Origin of the sequence: Quadrisphaera sp. GCM10027208, assembly GCF_042658805.1 — a bacterium.
GTDB lineage: Bacteria > Actinomycetota > Actinomycetes > Actinomycetales > SCSIO-59966 > SCSIO-59966.
In genome coordinates this window covers 1-19,618 of record NZ_JBHSRC010000014.1, presented here as the reverse complement: position 1 = coordinate 19,618, position 19,618 = coordinate 1, and the positions used below count along the sequence as shown (strand labels likewise).

Genomic DNA, 19,618 nt, shown 5'->3' with positions numbered 1-19,618 from the left:
GGTGGGCCGCGGCCCGTGGCGTGGCGGTCGCGGCGAGCCGCAGTGCCACCGCGACCGCCCCGGCCGCCGCCGGAGCGGTCGCCAGCGCCCAGGCCCCGGGCAGCGCCGTCACGCCCATGGCGGCCGCCGTGGCCGCGAGCGCCCCCGCGGCCACCCACCAGACCACCCGGCTGCGGAGGCCTCCGGCCACTCGGCCGTGCAGCGCCGCGGTCGCCGCGCACCCCAGCAGCAGGAGCACCACCGGCAGCGAGCCGCCGTCGAGCCGGACGGCGAGCGAGAGCAGGACCGCAAGGCCGAGCAGCGTGGCCGCGGCGAAGCCGAGCAGCGCGCGCTCGGCGCCCCTCTGGCGCAACGGAGGCGCACCGCGCAGCGCACCGACCGCCGAGCCGGCGACCGTGGCGACGCAGACCGCGATCCTGCCGCCGGCGCCGTCCAGGTCGTCGGCGAGGGCGAGCCCGGCGAGCACCGGCACGGCGGGGAGCAGCGCCGCCGCGGCCACCGTGCCGGCGCGCACGCGGGTCGTCGCCCCCCAGCTCCCGAGCACGACGGCGGCGACGGCGAGGCCCGCCGCGGCGTACGCGGCGGGGTCGACGGTGCCGCCGAGCAGGCCGGTGCGGCGCACCGCCCACACGTCGAGGAGTACGAGCACCACCCCGAACGACCCGACCGCCTCGGCCGTCGACGGCAGCCGCAGCCGGCGCGCGCCGCCGGCCGCGGCGAGCACGGCGACCGTGCCGGTGCCGACCACCGCGGCCCGCCCGGCGAGCCCGAAGGACTGCCAGGAGAAGAAGAGGAACACGATCGCCGCCACCGACAGCAGCAGCGCGCCGAGCCCGACGAGCAGCGACTGGACGCCGAGCCCCCGCCGGACGGCCGCCGGTGGTGGTGGTGGTGGTGGCGGCGGCAGCACCGGGCCGTGCGCCGCCGTGGGAGCGGTCGGGGCGGCCGGGCGGGCCGCGGCGCGGCGGGCCGCCTGCTCCTCGGCCAGCACCTGCACGAGCCGGCGCCGCTCCGCCAGCCCTCGGTCCAGCGCGGCGTCCAGCTCGGTGGAGACCCGGAACAGCTCGACCGCGGTGGGGCCGACGAGCTCCAGGTCGCACGCGGGGCAGTAGGGGCCCTTCAGCGGCCCATCGCACGAGGGACACCGGCCGGGGTCGGCGTACCGCACACGGGCCGGCCCGTCCGCAGGTGGTGGCATACCCGGCAGTGTGGCGCAGGACGACGCTCCCACGCGGGCAGCCGGGCCGACCGGTGGACGGGCGTCACGCCGGGACCGTGACCGTCCGCGGCCCGGCCTTCAGGACGGCGCTGGGCAGCTCGTGGCCGACGACGTCCTGGGCGTAGCGGGCCACCTCCAGCAGGGCCTCGAGGTCCACGCCGGTCGCCACCCCCATGTCCTCGAGCATGTGCACGACCTCCTCGGTCGCCACGTTGCCGGAGGCTCCCGGCGCGTACGGGCAGCCGCCGAGCCCGCCGACGCTGGCGTCGAACTCGGTCGCGCCGTGCTCCATCGCGGTGAGGATGTTGGCCAGCGCCGTGCCGCGGGTGTTGTGGAAGTGCAGCAGGAACGGGGTGCCGGCGTGCGTGGCCAGGTAGCCGTCGACGAGGGCGGCGACCCGGCCGGGGGTGGCGACGCCGGTGGTGTCCCCGAACGCGATCCGGTCCGCGCCGTCCGCTACCGCCCGCCGGACGACGTCGAGCACCCGGGACGTCGGCACCTCCCCCTCGTAGGGGCAGCCGAACGACGTGGAGACGATGACCTCGAGCGTGCCGCCGGCGTCGTGGACGTGCTGGACGACGCCGGCGATGTCGTCGAGGGACTCCGCGGTCGAGCGGTTGACGTTCTTGCGGTTGTGCGTGTCGGAGGCCGACACCACCATCTCGAGCTCGGTGAACCCGGCGGCGATGGCGCGCTGGGCGCCCTTGAGGTTCGGCACCAGCGCCGAGTAGCGGACGTCGGGGTGCTTGCGCGCCCGCGCCCACACCTCCTCGGCGTCGGCCATCTGCGGGATCGCCCGCGGGTGCACGAAGCTCACCGCCTCGATCCGGCGCAGCCCGGTGCCCGGCAGCAGGTCGAGCAGCCGCACCTTCGCGTCGGTGGGGACCGGCGCCTCGTTCTGCAGCCCGTCGCGCGGACCGACCTCGCGCAGGCTGACCCGCTCCGGCCAGGTGCCCATGGCGTCCTCCTCCGTGCTCGTCGTCCAGTGCTCGTCGTCCAGTGCTCGTCCGGTACTCGTCAGACCCCTGGCCAGCGCGGGGTCCGCTTCTCGGCGAACGCCCGCACCCCCTCGGCCCGGTCCTGGCTGAACGCGGTCGCCCGCCACGCGGCGTCCTCGACCTCGAGCCCGGTGGCGAGGTCGACGTCCAGGCCCAGGCGCATCGCCCGCTTGGCGTTGCGGACCCCGACCGGGGAGTTCGCGGCGATCGCGCGGGCCACCTCGAGGGCGACGTCCCGGGCCGCGCCCGGCTCGGTGAGCCGGTCGACCAGCCCGAGCCGGTGGGCCTCGGCGGCGTCGACGCGGCGGGCGGTGAAGACGAGGTCGGCGGCCCGTGACCAGCCGAGGCGGCGGGTCAGCAGCTGGGTGCCGCCGCCACCGGGGACGACGCCGACGGACACCTCGGGCAGGCCGAGGACGGCGGTCGGGTCGGCGACGACGAGGTCGCACGCCAGGGCGATCTCGCAGCCGCCGCCGAGGGCGAACCCGGCGACGGCGGCGACCGCCGGCACCGGCAGGTCGAGGACGCCGCGGTAGGCGGCGCGGGTGACGTCGCGCTGGCGGCGCAGGTCGTCGTCGGTGAAGGTGTTGCGCTCCTTGAGGTCCGCGCCGACGCAGAACGCCTTCGGCTGGCTGGAGCTGACGACGACGGCGCGCACCGTGCGGTCCTGCGCGAGGTGCGCGGTGGCGGTGGCGAGCTCGGCGGCGAGCGCGGTCGACACGGCGTTCATCGCCTCGGGCCGGTCCAGGACGATCTCGGCGACGTGCTCGCCGTGGCGGTCCACGCGGATCACACCGGGCAGGCTACCCGCGCCCCCGGCGGCCGGTAGTCAGGCGCTGCGGCGGGTGCTGCGCCGCAGGACCGCCGGGGTCACCGCGCCGATACCCCGCAGGGTCCGCCGGTGCAGCGGGGTGACCTCGAAGCCGCTCGCCGCGCCGAGCCGGGCCGCGGTGGTCTCGTCGACGAGGACCGTCCCGGGCGCGGCGATGCCGGTCAGCCGCGACGCCCGGTTCACCGTCGTGCCGAACACGTCCCCGAGCCGGGCCACGACCGGCCCGGTCGCCATCCCGACCCGGACGTCGGGCAGCACCTCGTCCTCGGCCATCGCCTCGGCGATGTCGAGGGCGATCCCGCCCGCGGCCGGCGTCGACGTCGAGACGAACAGCACCTCGTCGCCGACCGTCTTGACCACCCGGCCGCCGTGCGCGGAGACGATGTCGGACGTCGTCGCCTCGAACCGCTGCACCAGCCCGGCCAGCTCCCGTTCGCTGGCCCGGCGCACGATCCGGGTGAACGACACGAGGTCGGCGAACCCGACCGTGCGCACCGGCCCGGGGTGCGCGCCCGCGTCCGCCTCGGCGTCCGAGATCATCCGGGCCGCCGCCGAGGCCAGGTGCCGCCGCCACGCGTAGGTGAGCAGCGGCTCGGTGCGCTCGAGCACCTCGGCCAGGACGACGCCGACCTGCTGCGCGACCTCGACGTCCGGGGCGGCGTGGTCCTCCTCGGTGAGGGACTCGGCGACGAGCTGGATCTGCCAGTTCGCCAGCCGGTCCGCGGTGCGGCCCATCGCCCGGGTCAGCCCGAGCGCGGTCTCCTCGTCGATCACCCCGTCGCGGACCAGCCCGACCATCGCGCGCAGCGCCTCGACGTCGGCCTCGGTGAACGCCTGCGCCGCGTCCCCGACGTTCGGGAACCCCAGCGCCCGCCAGAACTTTCGCGCCGACAGCAGCGACGTGCCGACCGCGCCGGACACCTCCCGGCGGCGCAGCTCACGCTCGGCGCCGAGCAGCCGCCGCTCGACGGCCTTCGCCGACTCCGACAGCCTCGCCTCGGGGACCTGCGGGTCCGGGTCGACGGGGCTCACCGCACGTCCCCGCTCACGGTGTCCCTCCGCTCACGTCCCGACCCCCGCGTGCACGACGTCCCCGGCGGACAGCGCGTGCCGCTCGCCCGCGGCGTCCCGGACGACGAGCCGGCCGTCGTCGTCCAGCTCCTCGGCCGTGCCAACCACCTCCCCGGCCGGCAGGACCACCCGGACGGCGCGGCCCAGGGTCCAGCAGGACTCGCGGACCTCGGCGGCCAGCCCGGACGCCGTCACGTCGCCGTCCGCGGCCACCCACCGGACGTAGCGGTCGGCGACGGCGCGCAGGACGGCGCGCAGGACGGTGTCGCGGTCGGTCGTCGCCGACCCGGCCAGCCGCAGGGAGGTCGCGGTCGGCACCGGCAGCTCGGCGCGGGTCTGGGTGACGTTGAGGCCGATCCCGACGACGAGCGCGCCCTGGCCGGGGACGGCCTCGGCGAGGATGCCGGCGACCTTGCGGACGTCGTCCGGGCCGGTGTCCGGGACGTCGTCCGGGCCGGTGTCCGGGACCTCGACGAGCACGTCGTTCGGCCACTTCACCCCGGCGCGCACCCCGGCGACCCGGTGCACGGCCGCGGCGACCGCCGTCCCGGCCAGCAGCGGAAGCCAGGACCACCGCCGGGCCGGCACGTCCGGGCGCAGCAGCACCGACACCGCGATCGAGGAGCGCTCCGGAGCCTGCCAAGTGCGGGCGAGCCGGCCGCGGCCGGCGACCTGGTGGTCGGTGGCCAGCACGGACAGGTCCGGGTAGCCGGCCGGGTCGGCGGCCGCCGCGGCGAGCAGGTCGGCGTTCGTCGAGCCGGTCCGCGGGGCGACGTCCAGGCGGGCGAACGGACCGGGCGGAGCGAGCAGGGCGGCGCGCAGGGCGTCCTCGCGCAGCGGGGGGCGGTCCAGGTCGCCCCACGGTGTGCCCACGGCGATCACTGTAGGCGGACGCGACGTACGTCACGTGAGCGGGCCGGGGCCCCGCACTAGGCTCCGGGCTGCCCGCCCCACCGCACGCCTGCCGGCGTCCCGCGCGACCCCGAGGAGACCGCCATGGCCCACCCGGCGCCCGAGCCGCACGTCGACCCCGCCGCCGCGGGAGGCACCGAGGTCCCCGCGGACATCGACATCCACACCAGTGCCGGCAAGCTCGCCGACCTGCTTCGGCGCACCGAGGAGGCCGTGCACGCCGGGTCCGCCGGGGTGGACAAGCAGCACGCCAAGGGCAAGAAGACGGCCCGCGAGCGGATCGACATGCTGCTCGACGAGGGGTCCTTCACCGAGCTCGACGCCCTCGCCCGGCACCGCTCGACGAACTTCGGTCAGCAGGCCAACCGCCCCTACGGGGACGGCGTCGTCACCGGCTACGGCACCGTCGACGGCCGGCCGGTGTGCGTGTTCGCCCAGGACTTCACCGTGTTCGGCGGGTCCCTCGGCGAGGTGTTCGGGGAGAAGATCGTCAAGGTGATGGACCTGGCGATGAAGACGGGCTGCCCGGTCGTCGGCATCAACGACTCCGGCGGCGCCCGGATCCAGGAGGGGGTGGTGTCCCTCGGCCTGTACGGGGAGATCTTCCGGCGGAACGTGCTGGCCTCCGGCGTCGTCCCGCAGATCTCCCTGATCATGGGACCGTGCGCCGGCGGCGCCGTGTACTCCCCGGCGATCACCGACTTCACCGTGATGGTCGACCAGACCTCGCACATGTTCATCACCGGCCCGGACGTCATCAAGACGGTGACCGGCGAGGACGTCGGGATGGAGGAGCTCGGCGGCGCCCGCACCCACAACACGACGTCCGGGAACGCGCACTACCTGGCCACCGACGAGGACGACGCGGTCGCCTACGTCAAGGAGCTGCTCAGCCACCTGCCGAGCAACAACCTGTCCGACCCGCCGGTGTTCGACGCCGACGTCGACCTCGAGGTCACCGAGGAGGACCGCGAGCTCGACACGTTCGTCCCGGACTCCCCGAACCAGCCGTACGACATGCACACGGTCATCGAGCACGTGCTCGATGATGGGGACTTCCTCGAGGTGCAGCCGCTGTTCGCGCCCAACATCGTCGTCGGGTTCGGCCGGGTCGAGGGCCGGTCCGTCGGCGTCGTCGCCAACCAGCCGCTGCAGCTCGCCGGCACCCTGGACATCGACGCCTCGGAGAAGGCGGCCCGGTTCGTGCGGACCTGCGACGCGTTCAACGTGCCGGTGCTGACGTTCGTCGACGTCCCCGGCTTCCTGCCCGGGACCGACCAGGAGTACGGCGGGATCATCCGCCGCGGCGCCAAGCTCCTGTACGCCTACGCCGAGGCCACCGTCCCGCTCGTCACCGTCATCACCCGCAAGGCCTACGGCGGTGCGTACGACGTCATGGGGTCCAAGCACCTCGGCGCCGACGTCAACCTCGCCTGGCCGACCGCGCAGATCGCCGTCATGGGCGCGCAGGGCGCGGTGAACATCCTGTACCGCAACCGGCTCAAGGAGGCCGCGGACGCCGGGCAGGACGTCGACGCCCTGCGCCAGCAGCTCATCACCGAGTACGAGGACACCCTCGCCAACCCCTACGTGGCCGCCGAACGGGGGTACGTGGACGCGGTGATCCCGCCGTCGGCGACCCGGGTCGAGGTGGTCAAGGCGCTGCGGATGCTCCGCTCGAAGCGGGAGACCCTGCCGCCCAAGAAGCACGGCAACATCCCCCTCTGACCCGCCCCCCTACCCCCCTACCCCCGTACCCCCTCCGTGATCATGCAATCCCGCCACCCCCTGGCACCCCTCTCGGTGATCATGCAATCCCGCCACCCCCTGGCGCCCCTCTCGGTGATCATGCAATCCCGCCACCCTCGCGCCCCAGCCCCCGCTTCGCAGAATGCTGGGTTGCGGGCGCGACACGCCGGTAAAGAGGTGCCGAAGGCAGCATTCTGTGGACGGACCGCTCGCCACTACCCTCAGGCCATGGACGGCAACACGACGGGGCCCGAGCCCACCCCGCACCTGCGCGTCGTGCGGGGCGAGCCCACCGCGGAGGAGCTCGCCGCGCTGGTCACGGTGCTCGCCGCGGCGGCCAGTGCCTCCCACGGCCCGGCGGACGACGAACCGACCTCGGCGTGGAACGACCGGCTGGCATGGGCGCGTCCCCCGCTGCGGCCCGGCCCCAGCGCCTGGCGCACGTCCGCCTGGCCCCGCTAACCGACCTCCCGCTCAGGCCCGGTGCTCGGGCGGGCGCTCCTCGTCGTCCGGGCGCCCCTCGTCGTCCGGGCGCTCCTCGTCGTCCGGACGCCCCTCGTCGTCCGGAGAAACCGGGCGATCGACGTCCGGACGTTCCGGCGCCCGGTGCCCGGGCCGGCGGCCGCCCTCGACGAGAAGTGTCACCAGCTCGTGGTAGTTCTGGATCGCCCCGCGGAGCTCCTCGGTCGTCGCCACGTCACCGCTGTCGTGGTGCCGGCGGCGGGCGCCGTGCGCGGCCCGGTAGCGCTCGGCAACCTCCGGGTGGTCGGCGGCCATGAGCTCGGCGCGGGAGGTGAAGTCGTGCCCGGAGTAGCCACGAGCCACGCCACTACGGCAACGGCGAGCAGGACGACGACCACGAGGATGATCCACGTCGTGGTGTCCATGATCTGATACATGCCCGCCGACTGGCTGATCAAACCCGTCCGTGGTCTCGACCGGCCTGTCGGGCGCCGCGGGTAGGGTCCGCGAGCGTGACCGACACCCCGCGCCCACGCACCCCGATCGACGACCTGGCCGACCGCTACGTCGACGAGTACGCCGCCCTGGACCCCATCGCCGCGACCGCGATCGGCGTCCAGGGGCACGACGACCGGCTCACCGACTACTCCCCCGACGGCGTCGCCGAGCGGGCCGAGCTGCACCGCCGCACGCTGGCCGCGCTCGACACGCTCGAGCCGGCCGACGACACCGACCGGATCACCGTCGCGGCGATGCGCGACCGGCTCGGCCTGGCCCTCGAGCTGCACGACGCCGGCCTCGACCTGGCACCGCTCAACGTCATCCACTCACCGGTGCAGGACCTGCGCGACGTCTTCGACCTGATGCCGACCGCGACCGCCGAGGACTGGGCCGTGGTGGCCCGCCGGCTCACCGCGATGCCGGACGCCGTCGCAGGGTACGTCGAGTCGCTGCGCCGGGCCGCGGCGTCCGGGCGGGCACCGGCGCGCCGCCAGGTCGAGGCGGCCGCCGGGCAGGCAGAGCAGTTCGGGGACGGCGAGTCGGGGTTCTTCGTCACCCTCGCCGGCCAGGCCGGCGGGTCCGGGACGGCGGACGGCGCGGTGGCCGCGGACCTGGACCGTGCGGCGTCCGCAGCCGCCGAGGCCTACCGCGACCTGACCCGGTACCTGCGCGAGGAGCTGCTGCCCGCCGCCCGGGAGGAGGACGCCGTCGGCCGCGAGGAGTACGCGCTGTGGTCCCGGGAGTTCGTCGGCGCCCGCATCGACCTGGAGGAGACCTACGCCTGGGGGCAGGAGGAGCTCGCGCGCATCGAGGCCGAGATGCGGGACGTCGCCCAGCAGATCGTCCCGGGCGGGTCGGTGCAGGACGCCGTCGCCGCGCTGAACGCCGACCCGAAACGCATGATCCGGGGCACGGAGGCGTTCCGGGAGTGGATGCAGGCCAAGGCCGACGAGGCGATCGCCGCGCTCGCCGACGTCCACTTCGACATCCCGGAGCCGGTCCGCCGGATCGAGGCCCGGATCGCCCCGACGAGCTCGGGTGGCATCTACTACACCGGGCCGACCGAGGACTTCTCCCGCCCGGGCCGGATGTGGTGGTCAGTGCCCGAGGGCGTCGACACCTTCGGCACCTGGCAGCAGACGACGACCGTGTTCCACGAGGGCGTGCCGGGCCATCACCTGCAGATCGCCCAGACGATGTACCGCTCCGAAGTGCTCAACCGGTGGCGCCGGACGATGGCGTGGTGCTCGGGGCACGGCGAGGGGTGGGCGCTGTACGCCGAGCGGCTCATGGCCGACCTCGGCTGGCTCGACGACCCGGGCGACCGGCTCGGGATGCTCGACGGGTCGGCGTTCCGGGCGATGCGGGTGGTGGTCGACATCGGGCTGCACTGCGGCTTCGAGGCACCGGCCGAGGTCGGTGGCGGCCGCTGGAACGCCGACACCATGTGGCAGTTCATGCGGGCGCACACCCTCGAGGACGAGGCGTTCCTGCGCTTCGAGCACCTGCGCTACCTCGGCTGGCCGGGGCAGGCGCCGTCCTACAAGGTCGGCGAGCGGCTGTGGCTGGCGCTGCGCGAGGAGGTCCGGGCGCGGGAGGGCGACGCGTTCGACCTCAAGGCGTTCCACCGCCGGGCCCTGGACGTCGGGTCCGTGCCCCTCGACGTCCTGCGCACCGCCCTCCTCTCCCCCAACTCCCCGTGATCATGCAATCCCGCCACCCCACCGCCCCCCAACCTCGTCGGTGATCATGCAATCCCGCCACCCCACCGCCCCCCAACCTCGTCGGTGATCATGCAATCCCGCCACCCCGTGACCGACCTGTCGCTCGTCCTTGCCTCCGCGTCCCCAGCGCGTCTGGCCACCCTGCGGCAGGCGGGCGTGGAGCCGGTCGTGCTCGTGTCGTCCGTCGACGAGGAGGCGGTCGTCGCGCGCTACGGCGTCACCGACGCCCACGACGTCGCGCTCGTCCTGGCCCGCGCCAAGGCCGAGGACGTCGCGGCCACCGACGACCTGCCCGACGGGTGCGTCGTCCTGGGCTGCGACTCGGTGCTCGACCTGGACGGCGAGGTGCACGGCAAGCCCGCGGACGCCGCCGAGGCAACGGCCCGCTGGCAGCGGATGCGGGGCCGCTCCGGCGTCCTGCACACCGGGCACTGGCTCGTCGACGTCCGGGACGATGCGGACGGCGGGACCGGCGCCACGCTGGGGGCGGTCGCCTCGACGACGGTGCACTTCGCGGACGTCTCCGACGAGGAGATCGCAGCCTACGTCGCGACCGGGGAGCCGCTGCGGGTGGCGGGGGCGTTCACGATCGACGGGCTCGGTGGCCCGTTCGTCCGTGGCGTCGAGGGCGACCACCACACGGTCGTCGGGCTGAGCCTGCCGCTACTGCGCGAGCTGCTCGCCGAGGTAGGTGTCCCCTGGCACCGTCTCTGGTCCACCCCTCACCCCTCCACCCCCCAACCCCCTTCGTGATCATGCAATCCCGCCACCCTGCCACTCCGCCGCCCGCTCGCAGAATGCTGGGTTGTCGGCGCGACACGCCGGGAAAGCTGCGGTGAATCCAGCATTCTGTGGCGCGATCGATCCTGCGCTCGTCGGTGCTGGGAAGGTGACGGGCAGGGACCTCAAGGCGGTCTGTGCCGCGCAACAATCAGCACTCAAGGTGCGACGACGAGTTCTCCCTGCCCGTCCTGCACATCCTCGGTCAGGTGCTCAGCTCGGTCAAGGCGTCAGCCCGAGGGTGGCGGGATTGCATGATCACCGATGAGGGGTGGGCGGCGAGGGTAGGGGGACGCCGGGGGGTCACCACAGGGGTGGAAAGGCTTCGCAAAGACTCGGCCAGCAGACCGGTCAGACCGGTTTGACGAGGCGTCCGGACGGCGAGACCTCTCGGTGACGGCGGGCGCAGCCGCCGTCCGCAGCGGGCACCCTCGGCAGCCACCGGACCCGCATCTCCTCCGGTGGCAGGTGACGCGGCACCGCGCCGTGTCGCCCAGGCTCCTGCCGGTCGTCGTCGGACACGGCCGGCAGGAGCCCCTGCGACCCAGGGCGTTCCCGGCTACGGTCCGGGGTCGTGATCACCGCCGACCGGGTCCTCGTCGTCGTCGGGCTCGCCATCGTCCTGCTCGCGCTGTCGTCCCGGCTGGTCAAGCGGCACGCCCTGAGCCCCGTCGTCCTCGCCCTCGCAGCCGGCGTCCTCGTCGGACCGCACGCCCTCGCCGTCCTCGACCCCACCACAGTCGTCCCCCGGGGGGAGCTGCTCGAGCAGACCGCACGGGTCGCCCTGGCCCTGGCCGTCTTCGACATCACCCTGCGGGTCGGCCCCCGGGACCTGCTCGCCAACCGCCGGCGGATCGCCGTCCTGCTGCTCGTCGTCATGCCAGGGATGTGGCTGATCACCGCGCTCGGCGCCAACCTGCTGCTCGGCCTGCCCCTCGGGCTCGCCCTGCTCCTGGGTGCGGCGCTGACCCCGACCGACCCGGCTGCGGCGTCGTCGCTCGTCACCGGGGTGCTGCCGGACCAGTCCCTGCCGCGGCGAGTGCGGGCGAGCCTGCAGGTGGAGTCCGCGGCCAACGACGGGCTGGCGCTGCCGTTCGTGCTGCTCGCCGGGCTCCTCGTGTCAGTTCCGATCGGGGACGCCGTCGGGCCGTGGCTCCTGGACGCCGGACGCCAGGTCGGCATCGCCCTGGCCGTCGGCACCGCGGTCGGGCTGGTGATGCGCTGGCTCACCGACCTGGCCGGGGTGGACCGGCTGGCCGAGGAGGACTGGTTCCCGCTGGCCAGCACGGGAGTCGCCCTCAGCGTGCTCGGGCTGGCGCACCTGCTCGGCGGGACCGGGGTGCTGGCCGCGTTCGCCGCGGGCCTGACGTTCTCCGAGGGGCTGCCGGAGGGGACGCGCAAGCCGATCCACGTGGTGCACCGGTCGGTCGCCAAGGTGAGTCTGGTCGTGGTGTTCCTCGTCTTCGGCACCGTGCTGCCGGTGGACCAGTGGTGGCCCGAGCTCGGGTGGGGCGGCGTGCTGTTCGCGCTGTGGGTGCTGCTGCTGCGGAGGTTCCCGGTCACGTTCCCGGCGCTGCTCGCCACCGGCACGGGACGGCTGTCGTCGGGGTTCATGGCGTGGTCCGGCCCGCTCGGGGTGGCCGGCATCTACTACCTGGCGTTCGCCGAGACGCTGCACGTACCGCAGTACGAGACGCTGTTCGCCGCCGGCAGCCTCGCCGTGACGGTGTCCATCGTCGGGCAGGCGCTGAGCGCGTCGCCGGCGGTGCACGGGTACCGGCGGCGCACGGGGCAGGTCGCACCGGAGGGCGAGGAGCTCGAGATCGAGGGCAGGCTGCCGTAAGCCGGCGGCAAGCCCGCCCGCCTCAGACCGGAGGCACCCCGCGGCGCTTCTCGGCGAAGTGCCGGTCGCGCCGGGCCGCGTACCGGAACCGCCGGACGAGCTCGTCGCGCAGGTCCGCGGGCTCGACCACGCCGTCCAGGACGAGGTCGGCGACCAGCCGCTCCAGGTCGACGTCCTGCTCGTACTCGGCGCGGCGCGCGGCGACGAACGCGGCCCGCTCCGCCTCGTCCTCGATCGCCGCAATCTTGTTGGCGTACACGGCGTTCACCGCCGCCTCCGGACCCATCACCGCGACCCGGGCGGTCGGCAGGGCCAGCGCGGCGTCCGGGCCGAACCCCGGCCCAGCCATCGCGTAAAGCCCTGCGCCGTAAGCCTTTCGGATGACGACGCTGATCTGGGGCACAGTCGCCTCGGACACCGCGGTGACCATCTTCGCGCCGTGCCGGATGATCCCGCCGCGCTCCACCTCGCTGCCGATCATGAACCCGGGCACGTCGGCGAGGTACAGCAGCGGGACGTTGAACGCGTCGCACAGCCAGATGAACCGGGCCGCCTTGTCCGCGCTGTCGGAGAACAGCACCCCGCCCTTGACCATCGAGTTGTTGGCCACCACCCCGATGGTGCGCCCCTCGAGGCGGCCGAACCCGACGACGAGCTCGGCGGCGAACAGCGGCTTGATCTCGAAGAAGGAGTCCTCGTCGACGAGGGCGTCGATGACGTCGTGGACGTCGAACGGCTGGCTCTCGATCTCGGGTACGACGTCGTCGGTGAACGGCACGGCGGGGGGCTCGGGGTGGTACGCCGGCGGCTGGTCGCGAAAGGTGGAGGGCAGGTAGGAGAAGAACAGCCGGGCCTGCTCGATGGCGTCCTCGTCGTCGGTGGCGAGCAGGTCGCCGACGCCGGAGACGGTGCAGTGCATCCGGGCACCACCCATCTCCTCCAGCGACACCTTCTCCCCGACGACCATCTCGGCCATCCGCGGGCTGCCGAGGTACATCGAGGCATTGCCCTCGACCATGATGATGACGTCGCAGAACGACGGGACGTACGCGCCGCCGGCCGCGCTGGGACCGAACAGGCAGCAGATCTGCGGCACCTTGCCGGACAGCGCGACCTGGTTGTGGAAGATGTGGCCGGCCCCGCGCCGTCCGGGGAAGACCTCGACCTGGTCGGTGATCCGGGCGCCGGCGGAGTCGACGAACCAGAACACCGGCAGCTCCTCGCGCAGCGCCGCCTCGGTGGCCCGGACGATCTTCTCCACCGTGCGGGCGCCCCACGAGCCCGCCTTCACCGTCGGGTCGTTGGCGACGACGATCGCGGGCCGGCCGTCGACGGTGCCGCGGCCGGTGACGACACCGTCGGCGGGCAGGCCCGGGGCGGTGGCGTTGGCGTAGCGGCCGTCCTCGACGAACGAGCCCTCGTCGAACAGCAGCGCGATCCGGTCCCGGACGTAGAGCTTGCCCTGGGCGGCGAGCTTGGCGGCGGCGGCCGGGGACGGCGCGGCCGAGCGGTCCCGGGCCTCGCGCAGCCGGGCGCGGACGTCCTGGACTCGCGGGTCCCTCGAGTGGCTCATCGGCGGCAGTCTCGCAGGCTCATCGGCAGACTCATCGGCACCGTCTCAGTCCACCGGCAGGCCGAGCCCGCGGGAGATGACGAGCCGCTGCACCTCCGAGGTGCCCTCGCCGATCTCCAGGATCTTGGCGTCCCGGTAGAACCGGGCCACCGGGTACTCCTCCATGAACCCGTTGCCGCCGAACACCTGGGTGGCGGTCCGGGTGGCAGCGACCGCGGCCTCGGAGGAGTACAGCTTGGCCACGGCGGCGGCCTGGCGCACCTCCTCGGCGGTGCGCCGTCCGGCGCCGTGCTCGTCACGCAGCCAGGCCGCCTTGTACGTCAGGAGCCGGGCGGCCTCCACCGCCACGGCGAGGTCAGCGACCTGGAACGCGACGCCCTGGTTGGCCCCGATCGGACGGCCGAAGGCGACACGTTCGCGGGCGTACCGCTGGGAGGCCTCCAGGCACGCCTGCGCCAGCCCGACGGCGAGCGCGGAGATCGCGATCCGGCCGTCGTCCAGGGTGGCGAGGAACTGGGAGAACCCGCGGCCCCGCTCGCCGAGCAGGTTCTCCGCCGGCACCCGGCAGGCCTCGAACGTCAGACCGTGGGTGTCCGAGGAGTGCCAGCCCAGCTTGCGGTAGGCGGGCTCGACGACGAACCCCGGCGTCCCGGCCGGGACCATGATCGCGCTGATCTCGGGGCGCCCGTCCGGGCGCTCACCGGTACGCGCGGTGACGGTGACCACCGAGGTGATCTCGGTGCCGGAGTTCGTGATGAAGGCCTTGGCGCCGGAGAGCACCCACTCCTCGCCGACGAGCTCGGCGCGGGTGCGGGTGGCGCCGGCGTCCGAGCCGGCCTCGGGCTCGGTGAGGCCGAACGCGGCCAGGGCGCGGCCGGTGACGAGGTCGGGCAGCCACCGCTGCTTCTGCTCCTGCGTGCCGAAGGTGAGGATCGGGTTGATCCCCAGGCCCACCCCGGCGGACAGCGTGATCCCGACGGACTGGTCGACCCGGCCGAGCTCCTCGATCGCCACGCACAACGAGGTGAACGCGCCGTCCTGGAGCCCGGCGCCGCCGTACTCCTCGGGGGCGACCAGGCCGAACAGGCCGAGGTCGCCCATCTTCGGTACCAGGTCGACGGGGAAGTGGGCGTCGCGGTCCCACTGCTCGACGTACGGGGCCACCTCGGCCTGCGCGAAGTCCCGGACGACGCGACGGAAGTCCTCGTGCTCGGCGGACAGCTCGAAGGCCATGCGGGGCGCTCCTCGTCGAGTGCTTGACGTTGACGTCAACGTAAAGCACGATCGGGAGGCATGGCAAGACGCAGCGGCACCCGCGAGTGGACGATCGCGCAGGTCGCGGAGGAGTTCGGCGTCACGCACCGCACGATCCGCTACTACGAGGACCAGGGGCTGATCTCGCCTGAGCGGCGCGGGACCCAGCGCGTCTTCCACCCGCGCGACCGGGTCCGCCTCGCCCTCGTGCTGCGGGGCAAGCGCATCGGGCTCGACCTGGAGAAGATCCGCCGCATCGTCGACATGTACGACGAGTCCCCCGGCGAGGTCGGCCAGCTGCGCTACCTGCTGGCGGAGGTGGCCGAGCGCCGCGCCGAGCTCGAGCAGCGCCGCGCCGACATCGAGCAGACCCTCACCGAGCTCGACGACCTCGAGACCCGGTGCCGCGCCGACCTGGCCGAGCTGGAGGGGCGGCGCCGTGGTTCGCCAGCCCCGGAGCGGGAGGTGATCGCCACGGCAGGAGGAGCGGACGTCGTCCGGCGCGGCTCGTCGTCCGAACCGGGCCGTTCCTCCTCCCCGGGTGGCGATCAGTGACGACGCCAGTGCACCCGCCGCGCCAGGCCGCGGCCCACGAGCCCGCGCTAGGCTCCGGCCCGTTCGCCGGGAGCCGCCAGACCGAGGGGACGGACCACGTGCCACACCGAGCCATCACCAAGGTGCTCATCGCCAACCGCGGCGAGATCGCCGTCCGGATCGCCCGGGCCTGCCGGGACTCCGGGATCGCGTCGGTGGCCGTCTACGCCGACCCGGACCGCGACGCCCTGCACGTCACCCTCGCCGACGAGGCGTACGCGCTGGGCGGCTCCACCCCCGTCGACTCCTACCTCGTCATCGACAAGCTGCTGGACGCCGCGCGGCGCTCCGGCGCCGACGCGGTGCACCCCGGGTACGGGTTCCTCGCCGAGAACGCCCACTTCGCCCAGGCCGTGCTGGACGCCGGACTGGTCTGGATCGGCCCGCCGCCGTCCGCGATCGACGCCCTCGGCGACAAGGTCAAGGCCCGGCACATCGCCGAGCGGGTCGGTGCCCCGCTGGTGGCCGGCACCACGGACCCGGTCTCCGGCGCCGAGGAGGTGCAGGCGTTCGCCGACGAGCACGGGCTGCCGATCGCCATCAAGGCCGCGTACGGCGGCGGCGGCCGCGGGCTCAAGGTCGTCCGGGCGCGCGAGGAGGTCGCCGAGCTGTACGACTCCGCGGTGCGCGAGGCGGTTGCGGCGTTCGGCCGCGGGGAGTGCTTCGTGGAGAAGTACCTCGACAAGCCGCGGCACGTCGAGACCCAGTGCCTGGCCGACTCCCACGGCAACGTCGTCGTCGTGTCCACCCGGGACTGCTCGCTGCAGCGCCGGCACCAGAAGCTCGTCGAGGAGGCGCCCGCGCCGTTCCTGTCGCCAGAGCAGGTCGCCGAGCTGTACCGGGCGTCCAAGGCGATCCTGCGTGAGGCCGGCTACGTCGGCGCGGGCACCTGCGAGTTCCTCGTCGGACAGGACGGCACGATCTCGTTCCTCGAGGTCAACACCCGTCTGCAGGTGGAGCACCCGGTCTCCGAGGAGGTCACCGGCATCGACCTGGTCCGCGAGCAGCTGCGCGTCGCCGCCGGCGAGGAGCTCGGCTACGACGACCCCGAGATCCGCGGGCACGCCATCGAGTTCCGCATCAACGGCGAGGACGCCGGGCGCAACTTCCTGCCCGCCCCCGGCACCGTGGCCCGGTTCGAGCCGCCGAGCGGTCCCGGCGTCCGGCTGGACTCCGGCGTGCGGGCCGGGGACGTCGTCCCGGGCGCCTTCGACTCCATGCTCGCCAAGCTGATCGTCACCGGCGCCACCCGCCGCCAGGCGCTCGAGCGCTCCCGTCGAGCCCTCGCCGAGTTCGTCGTCGAGGGGATGCCGACGGTGCTGCCGTTCCACCGCGCGGTCGTGCAGGACCCGGCGTTCGCGCCGGCCGGGGACGAGCCGTTCACCGTGCACACCCGCTGGATCGAGACGGAGTTCGACAACACCATCGAGCCGTGGACCGGTGCCGGCCCGGACGACGAGGGGCCCGGTGAGCGGGAGCGGGTCGTCGTCGAGGTCGGCGGCAAGCGGCTGGAGGTCGTGCTGCCCGCCGGGCTCGGCGGGCTGGGTGGCGGCGGTTCGGCTGGTGCGGCCAGGGCGAAGGCGCCGCGGCGCAAGCGGACCGCCGGTGGCGGCGCCGCGGCCGGCGGTGACGCGCTGACCTCGCCGATGCAGGGCACCATCGTGAAGGTCGCCGCCGAGGACGGGGCGACGGTCTCGGCCGGTGACACAGTCGTCGTCCTGGAGGCGATGAAGATGGAGCAGCCGATCACCGCCCACAAGGACGGCGTCGTGTCCGGCCTGTCCGCCCAGGTCGGCGCGACCGTCTCCGCCGGCGCCGTCCTCTGCGAGATCAAGGACGCCTGAGCGGGCCTGAGCCGGCGATCTCTGGAGCCGGACGCCCGAGGAGCTCGAGGCACTCGCCGACGGCCTGGGCGCCGTCGCCGCGCCGGTCGCGGGCGCCCTGCGAGGCCAAGCGGCGTTCCTGCGCGGGGACATGCCGTACCTGTCGTTCTCCCCGCTAGCTCCCTACGTCCCGCGCCCTTACCGATCGGTCTACGATTTGGTGCCGAGGGAACGGCACCAGGGGGGCGAACGTGGCGCTGAGTGGGTTCGGCGTGGAGTTGGATGCGCTGATCACCGCGGCCGAAGGGATCGTTGCGGCCGTGCAGCAGTTCAAGGACGAGGACGTGAACGACCTGCTGCCCGTACGCGCGGCTGCCGGCAGCGACGACCTCGCAGCGGCCTTGGACGAGTTCGACGACCGGTGGGAGCGGGGAGTCAACAACCTCATGGAGGACGTCGCTGAGGTCGGCGGACGGCTCGCCGAGACCGCCATGGAGTACCTGGAGGCCGAGCGCCGGGTCGCCGCCCGGTTCGCGGCACTGGGCGAGCGGATCGAGCAGATCGAGCAGGGTGGTCCCTGACATGGCGCCGTCGTTCGCCGTGCCCGGTGACCCAGCGGCGCTGCGCTCGTCGGCTACTCGCCTGCGGGCGACGGCGTGCCGGTTCGCCGAGACCGGGGACGCCCTGGCGCGCGTCTCCACGGACGGCTGGTCCGGTGCAGCCGCCGACGACTTCCGCGACGCGTTCTCCCATGAGCCGCAGCGGTGGGAGGACGCTGCCGCAGGATTCTCCGGTGCAGCTGCCGCGCTGGAATCGCACGCCACGGTGCTCGAGGAAGCCAGGGCGACCGCCCAGTGGGCGGCACAGGAGTACGCCCGCGGGGAACGCGTCACGCGGGAGGCCCGCGCCGCCTACGACGCCGATGTCGCCCGTGCCCGCCAGGAGGCTGCCGACGCGGCCGCTCGGGGCCAGTTCCGACAGCTCCTGATCCACCCGTTCTCTGACCCGGGCGAGGCGGTCCGGCGCGCCGCTCTCGACGTCTACACCGACACGGTCACCCGAGTGGAGGCCTCGGGGCTGGATGCGGCCTCGGCGGTGCGCCGAGCCTGCAACGGCGCACCGGAGCAACGCAACTGGCTGGAGAAGGCCGGCGCCGCGGTGGGCGGGTTCCTGCTCGGCGCCGGCGAGGCGGTCCGGGATCTCGGCAAGCTCGTCCTGTGGGACCTCAACCCGCAGGCGCAGCTGGTCTGGTCCGGGATCCGCGTGGCGACCGGGCAGGCCGAAATCGAGGAGATCCAGGCGGAGTGGCAGCTCGCCGACGAGAACCTGCAAAACCTCGTCACCGCCGCGCGAGAGGACCCGGTTGGCCTCGGCCAACACCTCGGCAAGGCGATGCTGGACTGGGACACCTGGAAGGACGACCCTGCCAGAGCGCTCGGCCGGTTGGTCCCTGACGCCCTCGCCACCGTGGCGACGGGTGGCGCCGGTGCAGGCGTCAAGGCACTGCGAGCCCTGGACGGCATCCATGAGGTCTCCGCCTTCTCCCGGCCGCTGCACGGCCTGCGGGCTCTGCGAGGTGTCACAGCGTTGGACTTGGCCGGGCTGGGTCGGCTGGACGACGCAGCGCTCGCCGCCAAGATCAACTCGTTGACGTCGGATCAGCAGGCTCTGCTGCTGCGGCGCGGGGAGGACTACGAGCGTGCGAGTCTGGCCGATGTCTTCGGACCACACGCCTATGACACCGACTACAACCGAATCGCCAGCACCTGGCAGACAGGTCCCCGGGTCGACGCCGACACAGTTCCCGTCGACGGTCCACTGGTGAACCTGCACGGTCGCGGGGACGCCGGCTCCGGGATGTACTGGACCGATCCCGCCGAACTGCTGACAGCTCGCCGGGAGGATCAGGCGCTCGACAGGCTGGCCCTTCGTGACGAGTGGTACATGCACCAGGATGCAGACGGGGCCCTGGTCTACAGGGCTCGTGACGAGATCACCGTCCGCCACTTCCCGGGCGGGGAGGGCATGCGCATGCAGGTCGGCACGATCAGTCCTCAGAAGGCGGACGTCGAGGCTTGGTTGAGCAAGAACCCCGACTCGACAAGCATGCCCACGCACCGCCCGGACGGCACGGAGATCCCTTCGGAACGTCCGGGTGGCGCGACACAGTACGTCGCTGGTCTCAACCCTGATCCACCGCGCTGATTCGGCTTGGGTGGTTTCGGTGGCCTGATGAGGTCGGTCGGTGTCGTGGGCGTGGCTGGTCCGCCGGCCTGTGCCGGC

General features: G+C 73.8%; 16 protein-coding genes and 1 pseudogene. 9 read left to right on the top strand and 8 right to left on the bottom strand.

Features of this window, described 5'->3' with window-relative positions; all coding sequences use genetic code 11:
• The 5 genes and pseudogenes from ACFP6A_RS14355 to ACFP6A_RS14335 form a co-directional block, all read right to left on the bottom strand.
• Nucleotides 1–1,198: pseudogene (locus ACFP6A_RS14355) on the bottom strand (hypothetical protein); the annotation flags it as partial.
• A gap of 64 nt (nt 1,199–1,262) precedes the next feature.
• Nucleotides 1,263–2,177: a hydroxymethylglutaryl-CoA lyase gene (locus tag ACFP6A_RS14350; protein ID WP_379604655.1), complete on the bottom strand. Its 915-nt coding sequence runs from the start codon at nt 2,175–2,177 to the stop codon at nt 1,263–1,265.
• Nucleotides 2,178–2,236: 59 nt separating this feature from the next.
• Nucleotides 2,237–3,010 carry an enoyl-CoA hydratase/isomerase family protein gene (locus ACFP6A_RS14345; RefSeq protein ID WP_379604653.1) on the bottom strand — a complete coding sequence of 258 codons (774 nt, stop codon included), beginning with the start codon at nt 3,008–3,010 and terminating at the stop codon, nt 2,237–2,239.
• Nucleotides 3,011–3,046: 36 nt separating this feature from the next.
• Nucleotides 3,047–4,081 (bottom strand): adenylate/guanylate cyclase domain-containing protein, encoded by a 1,035-nt coding sequence (locus ACFP6A_RS14340; RefSeq protein ID WP_379604651.1) that lies wholly within the window; start codon nt 4,079–4,081, stop codon nt 3,047–3,049.
• A gap of 30 nt (nt 4,082–4,111) precedes the next feature.
• On the bottom strand, nt 4,112–4,993 hold the full coding sequence (locus ACFP6A_RS14335; RefSeq protein ID WP_379604649.1) for a biotin--[acetyl-CoA-carboxylase] ligase: 882 nt from the start codon (nt 4,991–4,993) through the stop codon (nt 4,112–4,114).
• A 123-nt stretch (nt 4,994–5,116) separates the two neighbouring features.
• Here ACFP6A_RS14335 and ACFP6A_RS14330 point away from each other — a divergent pair, with 123 nt between their 5' ends.
• Both ACFP6A_RS14330 and ACFP6A_RS14325 read left to right on the top strand, forming a co-directional pair.
• The gene (locus ACFP6A_RS14330) at nt 5,117–6,760 is read left to right on the top strand and encodes an acyl-CoA carboxylase subunit beta (RefSeq protein WP_379604648.1); all 1,644 of its coding nucleotides are present in this window, start codon (nt 5,117–5,119) and stop codon (nt 6,758–6,760) included.
• Between the two features lie 249 nt (nt 6,761–7,009).
• Nucleotides 7,010–7,243 carry an acyl-CoA carboxylase subunit epsilon gene (locus ACFP6A_RS14325; RefSeq protein ID WP_379604646.1) on the top strand — a complete coding sequence of 78 codons (234 nt, stop codon included), beginning with the start codon at nt 7,010–7,012 and terminating at the stop codon, nt 7,241–7,243.
• 12 nt (nt 7,244–7,255) lie between these two features.
• Here ACFP6A_RS14325 and ACFP6A_RS14320 read toward each other — a convergent pair whose 3' ends face one another.
• Nucleotides 7,256–7,606, bottom strand: coding sequence for a hypothetical protein (locus ACFP6A_RS14320; protein WP_379604645.1), 351 nt, complete (start codon nt 7,604–7,606; stop codon nt 7,256–7,258).
• 149 nt (nt 7,607–7,755) lie between these two features.
• On the opposite strand from ACFP6A_RS14320, the gene ACFP6A_RS14315 reads away from it, so the two are divergent.
• From ACFP6A_RS14315 to ACFP6A_RS14305, 3 genes are all read left to right on the top strand, one after another.
• A complete protein-coding gene (locus tag ACFP6A_RS14315; RefSeq protein ID WP_379604643.1) occupies nt 7,756–9,447 on the top strand; it encodes a DUF885 domain-containing protein in 1,692 nt (563 codons plus the stop codon).
• Between the two features lie 90 nt (nt 9,448–9,537).
• On the top strand, nt 9,538–10,221 hold the full coding sequence (locus ACFP6A_RS14310) for a Maf family protein (RefSeq protein WP_379604641.1): 684 nt from the start codon (nt 9,538–9,540) through the stop codon (nt 10,219–10,221).
• Nucleotides 10,222–10,822: 601 nt separating this feature from the next.
• Nucleotides 10,823–12,091, top strand: a complete 1,269-nt coding sequence (locus ACFP6A_RS14305; protein ID WP_379604639.1) for a cation:proton antiporter — start codon at nt 10,823–10,825, stop codon at nt 12,089–12,091.
• 22 nt (nt 12,092–12,113) lie between these two features.
• Here the strand turns inward: ACFP6A_RS14305 and ACFP6A_RS14300 are convergent, their stop codons facing one another.
• Complete coding sequence (locus tag ACFP6A_RS14300) at nt 12,114–13,664, bottom strand: acyl-CoA carboxylase subunit beta (protein WP_379604637.1); 1,551 nt, start codon at nt 13,662–13,664, stop codon at nt 12,114–12,116.
• A gap of 45 nt (nt 13,665–13,709) precedes the next feature.
• The gene (locus tag ACFP6A_RS14295) at nt 13,710–14,897 is read right to left on the bottom strand and encodes an acyl-CoA dehydrogenase family protein (protein WP_379604635.1); all 1,188 of its coding nucleotides are present in this window, start codon (nt 14,895–14,897) and stop codon (nt 13,710–13,712) included.
• 60 nt (nt 14,898–14,957) lie between these two features.
• Here ACFP6A_RS14295 and ACFP6A_RS14290 point away from each other — a divergent pair, with 60 nt between their 5' ends.
• From ACFP6A_RS14290 to ACFP6A_RS14275, 4 genes are all read left to right on the top strand, one after another.
• On the top strand, nt 14,958–15,473 hold the full coding sequence (locus ACFP6A_RS14290; RefSeq protein WP_379604633.1) for a MerR family DNA-binding transcriptional regulator: 516 nt from the start codon (nt 14,958–14,960) through the stop codon (nt 15,471–15,473).
• 113 nt (nt 15,474–15,586) lie between these two features.
• Nucleotides 15,587–17,356 (top strand): acetyl/propionyl/methylcrotonyl-CoA carboxylase subunit alpha, encoded by a 1,770-nt coding sequence (locus ACFP6A_RS14285; RefSeq protein WP_379604657.1) that lies wholly within the window; start codon nt 15,587–15,589, stop codon nt 17,354–17,356.
• 230 nt (nt 17,357–17,586) lie between these two features.
• On the top strand, nt 17,587–17,916 hold the full coding sequence (locus tag ACFP6A_RS14280) for a hypothetical protein (RefSeq protein WP_379604631.1): 330 nt from the start codon (nt 17,587–17,589) through the stop codon (nt 17,914–17,916).
• 1 nt (nt 17,917) lies between these two features.
• The gene (locus ACFP6A_RS14275) at nt 17,918–19,540 is read left to right on the top strand and encodes a putative T7SS-secreted protein (RefSeq protein WP_379604629.1); all 1,623 of its coding nucleotides are present in this window, start codon (nt 17,918–17,920) and stop codon (nt 19,538–19,540) included.
• Nucleotides 19,541–19,618: the final 78 nt, after the last annotated feature.